This window comes from Chrysiogenia bacterium (assembly GCA_020434085.1).
In the GTDB taxonomy this organism is placed as follows: domain Bacteria; phylum JAGRBM01; class JAGRBM01; order JAGRBM01; family JAGRBM01; genus JAGRBM01.
Genome location: JAGRBM010000041.1, coordinates 1 through 5,082, shown reverse-complemented (window position 1 = coordinate 5,082; position 5,082 = coordinate 1). Strand labels below are relative to the sequence as shown.

Sequence of the window (5,082 nt, the reverse complement as noted above, 5' to 3'; positions counted from 1 at the left end):
GAAGAGCGCGTTCTCGACATTGGGATTGACGGGCAGGGTGGCGAGCGCCTTCTCGCGGCGGGCAAACAGATCGACGTGGGCGCTCGGGTCCGAGACGCCGTGTAGCGTTCCCAGCAGCCCCTGGAAGGCGCCGTGGTTGAGCGGGTCGCTCTCGCAGGCCTCGCTGAAGTAGCGCGCGGCTTCCTCTGCGCGGTGCTCTTCGCGCGCGATGGTCTCGGCAAGGATGCGCTGCATCTCCGAGCGTTCCGAGGCGTCGGGGACGCGGGTGATCTGCACGCTCAGCACGCGCTCGATGCTCTCGTGGTCGCCCGATTCCTGGTGACGGGTCAGCAGGAATCGGATCGCCTCGGGATCGCCGGGGGTGGCATCGAGAAGATTTTCATAGCAGACGGCGGCGAGTTCTTTCTCGCTCAGGCGCTCGCGCGCCAGGCGGGCCATCTTGCCCAGCAACTCGGCGCGCGCGGTCTTTCGGTTTTCGGCTTCGAGGGCCTCGGCGTGGAGGCCGTAGACCAGGTAGAGCGAGGTCCAGTCGCACTCGTGCAGGTAGATGCGCTCGAGCGCCAGCAGGGCGACCGACTCGTGGGGGTTGGCCTCCAGCGCCTCGCGGTAGAGGGCGGCGGCCTGAGCGGGATCGCCGTCGGTGTCCTCGCACAGGTTGGCGGCCTGCAAAAAGAGCTCGGAGCGGCGGTGCTCGTCCGTGCTCTTTCGCGCGTAGTCGGCAAACTGCTCCCACCGTGGGATACCCGCGTCCTGCGCAGCGGGTTCGGATCCCTGCGCATGCTTGATCGATGCAGAATCTGCCATAACAGGACTCCGCCCGGTCTCCTCAAATAGACGTGCTTCCGGCTCTTTCAACCACCCGTGGAACGCAGGGAATTCTAGCGGTACGGGGCGCAAATCGCCAATCGGGGCGGGATCCGGGGACAGGGGGCTTGGCAGGCCCCCGGGGGAGCCCTAGTATAGGCTTCGCGGGATCGGAGCGGCGCGTGAGTCGCCCTTTCGCCGTATTCTTGAGCGACTTTCGGAGACCCTCATGGCCCTGCTGGAAATCTATACCTACCCCGAAGAGGTGCTGCGCCAGGTGGCAAAGCCCGTGGGCACCCCTGACGAAGAGATTCGCCAGCTCGTAGAGGACATGAAGGAAACCATGTACGAGGCCCCCGGCGTGGGGCTGGCCGCGCCGCAGATCGGCCGGTCCATCCGGCTCGTTGTCATCGACCCCAGCGGTGGCGAGGAAGAGGGCCAGTTCATGGCCATCGTCGATCCCGTCATCTCCGAGGGCGAGGGGACCATCGTCTGCGAGGAGGGCTGCCTCTCGGTGCCCGGCGCCTTTGCCGAGGTGAAGCGCCATGAGCGCATTCGGCTTACCGGCATGACCCCAGGGGGCGAGCCCATCGACCAGATCATGGAGGGCTTTCCCGCCGTGGTCGTTCAGCACGAGGTCGATCACCTCGACGGCAAGCTCTTCGTCGATCATCTCTCGGGTTTAAAGCGCAAGATGATTTTGAAGCGCCTGGTAAAGGGAACGGCCATGCCGCCCCACCGCGCCGAGAGCGCGATCTAGTGCGGCGCGCCGCTTTTATTTCCCCGCAAGCGTTGCGCTAGACTTCCTCCATGGCCGAGAAGATCTCCACCCCCACCTTCAAGGTGATCGAGCTCAACGTCGTCACCGACGAGAGCATCGAGTCCGTCCTCAACGAATGGGTGCCCAAGGGCTGGCACCTCGAAACCATCCAGTTCGTCAAGAACGATTCCTCGCGCCGGCCGGCAATGGCCTTTGTGATTTTCTATCGGGATGCCGAAGACGCCTAGCTGAATTTGATGTGGTGCTGGGGTTCGTATCCAAGCACCTTGCTGGCCTTGTCGGTATCGAGCAGACACGAGAAGCGCAGGCGCTCCATGTCGGTGCTGGGGTCGAACTTTGACAGGCCCGCGAGGCGGAGCATCCGGGTGATCGGCTTTAGTGCAAAGCCCGGCACCGAGAGCTGCACCGCGCCCGAGAGTTTTACAAAGTCCGAGACCGGCGCGGTTTCCTTGCCGCCGATGTTGAAGATGCCCTGGGTGTTCTTGTGAATGCCGAGCTGGACGGCGCGCACCACGTCGCGCGAGTGCACCAGGTTCACCATCGGATTGAAGCCCGCGATCTGCAGGCACACGCTCGATTCAAGAAACGAATTGTAGAAGGTCGTTACGTTGCGCCCGATCGTGGCCGAGGGACGCAGGATGACGATCTGCATGCTCTTGTTGTCCATCTTCGCGCGGCAGAGCATCTCGGCGTCTACCATGTCCTTGACGATGGGGTGGGCGTCAACGTCGAAGTTGAGGTCGTCGTTCTCGCGCAGGCGGATCGGGTTGTGCGGGCGGATCTTGTAGACGAGCGCGCTCGACTTGAAGACGAACTTGCGGATGGTGCCGGTTTCCAGGCAGCGGTCGAGAAGGTTCTTCGTCCCCTCGACATTGAGCTGGTGGACCTTCTCGTTGTTGAACTCCGGGCGGTGATGGAAGGCCAGGTGTACGACCGTGTCGATCTCGCGCGACTTGAACTCGTCGGAGAGAAAGAGGTTCGTGAGCTCGCGGCTCTTGAGGATGTTGACCTTCTTGTAGACGAAGCGCCGCTGGTCGAAGTCTTCGAAGTAATAGGGCGTATCGTCCATGGCGACGCCCATCACGCAGTCGACCTTCTTGTCATACATGAGGCGCTCGGCAAGCTGGCGCCCGAGCGTGCTGGTCACGCCAGTGATGAGCACGCGCCGGCGCGCGCCCGATTTTGCGGGGGGAAGCTCTTCAAGTCCGATCTTGCTCATACGAAAACCCCCTTGCGATCGCGAACGCCGTCGCTGACAAGGTCCTGCACGATTTCCTGATATTCATCGACCAGGCGGCGCATCACGTCGGGGTGATGGATCGCGTCGGGCCCGTACTCGCGGTAGTAGTGCTGCGCCTCGCCGTAACTGATGTGGTACTTCGTGGGGTAGGGCATCGTGCCCGCGATGGGCCCCAGCAGCGGAAACGTCGGTGTAATGGGCACGTAGGGAATTCCCATGAGTTTGGCCAGCCATTTCACTTTGAAGAGAATCGGGGCCTGCTCTTCGGCGCCGACCACGGCACACGGAACGATGGGCGTCTGGTGGACGAGTGAGAGTTCCATGAAGCCCACGTTGAATCGCTGGAGCTGGTAGCGTTCACGGAAATACTTGCCGGTGCCGCGCGCACCCTCGGGAAACACGACGACGAGCTCTTCGGACTTGAGCAGCTCCTCGAAGTTGCGGCGCGCGCCGGGGATCTGCCCCACGCGCCCGAGTCCCAGCCCGATGTAGGGCAGGCGCCAGGCAAAGTCATCGACGATGCCGCGCATGGCCCGCGGCTGCTTGGCTGCAGTGAGCAGGTCGGCGGCAATCATGCCGCCGTCATAGGGAAGCATGCCCGAGTGGTTGGGCGCGACGATGACGCGACCGCTGCGCGGCACGTGCTCGTGCCCGGTGCTCTCGACGCGGAAGTAATAGTCGTAGAGAACGCGGGCGATCATGTAGGCAATGATCGTCGATTCGCGTTCCATGCCGAACTGGTCGTAGCCGAATCCCAGATCGGCGAAGGGCATTTCGAGAATCTCGTCGACCTTCTCGTCGCCAAGAGCGCGGCGGGCGATTCGTTCGACCAGCTCGCGTTGATTGCGTTTCATAGAGTCCCCTCGAGGCCGTGCGCGCGGTGCGTAGCTCCCGGTCGGGGCGCTTCCGGACGGGCGCGACCGACCTCCCAAGTCAAAAAGAACGATAGCACTGCGCTCTTTGAAAACAAGATCGCGCTGCAACGATCTTGCGGGAAAGTCCTTTTATACCGGGCATCTGCGGCGCATTGCCCGCGCTCTGCCGGTGCAAGTAGACTGCCGCTCACGATGGCAAAAACCAGAACAGTGTTTGCGTGCGCAGAATGTGGTCACCAGTCACCCAAGTGGGTGGGTCGTTGCCCCGATTGCGGCGCGTGGAACAGCTTCGCCGAAGAAGTGGTCGGCCCCGCGGTGCGCAGCAAGTCGCCGCTGAGCGGCGCCGAAAGTGAGCCCACCTTACTGGCCGAGCTCGATCAGAACGAGGGCGCGCGGCTGACCACCGGTCTCTCGGAACTCGACCGCGTATTGGGCGGCGGGCTCGTGCCCGGTTCGGTCGTGCTGCTCGGCGGCGATCCGGGCATCGGCAAGTCGACGCTGCTGCTGCAGGCGCTGTGCAACCTGGCGCGCTCGCTCGGCAAGGAAGGCGAGAAAAGCCCGGTGCTCTACGTCTCGGGCGAAGAGAGCGGCGCGCAGATCCGCATGCGCGCCGAGCGCCTGGGTATCGCCGATGCGCCGGTCAATCTGATGTGCGAGACCTCGCTCGAAGCGGTGCTCGATCAGCTTCGCAAGAACAAGCCGCTCATCCTCGCCATCGATTCGATCCAGACCATTGCCACCGAGTCGCTCACCAGCGTGCCGGGCAGTGTCTCGCAGGTGCGCGAGGCAGCAGGCCGTCTGACGAAAGTGGCCAAGCAGGAAGGCGTGATCATCTGGCTGGTGGGACACCTGACCAAGGAAGGCGCGCTTGCCGGACCAAAGGTTCTCGAACACCTTGTCGACACGGTTGCCTACTTCGAAGGCGACCGCGGGACGCCGTACCGAATTCTTCGCACGGTGAAGAACCGCTTTGGTTCCACCAACGAGATCGGCGTCTTCGAGATGAAGGGCAGCGGTCTCGATGAGATTGATAATCCCTCCGCTCTCTTTCTCGACGAGCGGCCCGAGCGCGTCTCGGGCTCGGTTGTGACCTGCGCGCTGGAGGGCACCCGCCCGTTGCTTGCCGAAGTGCAGGCGCTCGTCGCCGACTCGCGCCTTGGCAATCCGCGGCGCACCGCGCTGGGGGTGGACAACCAGAGGACCCAGCTTCTTGCCGCCGTTCTCGAAAAGCGCGGCGGGATTCACCTGGCCGATCAGGATGTCTTCGTGAACGCGGCCGGCGGCGTCTCGCTCACCGAGCCCGCGGCCGACCTGGCGATCCTGACGAGCATCGCGTCCTCGTCCATGGGGCGCCCGGTCGATCCCAAGGCGATTACCTTCGG

6 protein-coding genes are annotated in these 5,082 nt (G+C 63.6%); 3 read left to right on the top strand and 3 right to left on the bottom strand.

The features are described 5' to 3' along the window. Positions 1-804 (bottom strand): hypothetical protein (locus KDH09_01115; protein MCB0218267.1); only part of this gene is annotated, 804 nt, incomplete at its 3' end. Positions 805-1,033: 229 nt separating this feature from the next. Between KDH09_01115 and def the strand changes: the two genes are divergently transcribed. Further along, entirely contained in the window at positions 1,034-1,564 is a 531-nt protein-coding gene (gene def / locus KDH09_01110) for a peptide deformylase (protein MCB0218266.1), read from the top strand. 50 nt (positions 1,565-1,614) lie between these two features. After that, on the top strand, positions 1,615-1,812 hold the full coding sequence (locus KDH09_01105) for a DUF4177 domain-containing protein (protein ID MCB0218265.1): 198 nt from the start codon (positions 1,615-1,617) through the stop codon (positions 1,810-1,812). Here KDH09_01105 and KDH09_01100 read toward each other — a convergent pair. Further along, positions 1,809-2,804 (bottom strand): NAD-dependent epimerase/dehydratase family protein, encoded by a 996-nt coding sequence (locus tag KDH09_01100; GenBank protein MCB0218264.1) that lies wholly within the window; start codon positions 2,802-2,804, stop codon positions 1,809-1,811. The genes KDH09_01105 and KDH09_01100 overlap by 4 nt on opposite strands. Then, positions 2,801-3,679, bottom strand: coding sequence for an acyltransferase family protein (locus KDH09_01095; GenBank protein MCB0218263.1), 879 nt, complete (start codon positions 3,677-3,679; stop codon positions 2,801-2,803). The genes KDH09_01100 and KDH09_01095 overlap by 4 nt, the downstream gene beginning before the upstream one ends. 213 nt (positions 3,680-3,892) lie before the next feature. On the opposite strand from KDH09_01095, the gene radA reads away from it, so the two are divergent. Beyond that, on the top strand, positions 3,893-5,082 hold a 1,190-nt coding region (gene radA, locus KDH09_01090), incomplete at its 3' end, for a DNA repair protein RadA (protein MCB0218262.1).

Bases quoted from the DNA above. Each gene is read 5' to 3' on its own strand.
- KDH09_01095 (MCB0218263.1), bottom strand. From the start codon at position 3,679: ATGAAACGCAATCAACGCGAGCTGGTCGAACGAATCGCCCGCCGCGCT.
- def (MCB0218266.1), top strand. From the start codon at position 1,034: ATGGCCCTGCTGGAAATCTATACCTACCCCGAAGAGGTGCTGCGCCAG.
- KDH09_01105 (MCB0218265.1), top strand. From the start codon at position 1,615: ATGGCCGAGAAGATCTCCACCCCCACCTTCAAGGTGATCGAGCTCAAC.
- KDH09_01100 (MCB0218264.1), bottom strand. From the start codon at position 2,804: ATGAGCAAGATCGGACTTGAAGAGCTTCCCCCCGCAAAATCGGGCGCG.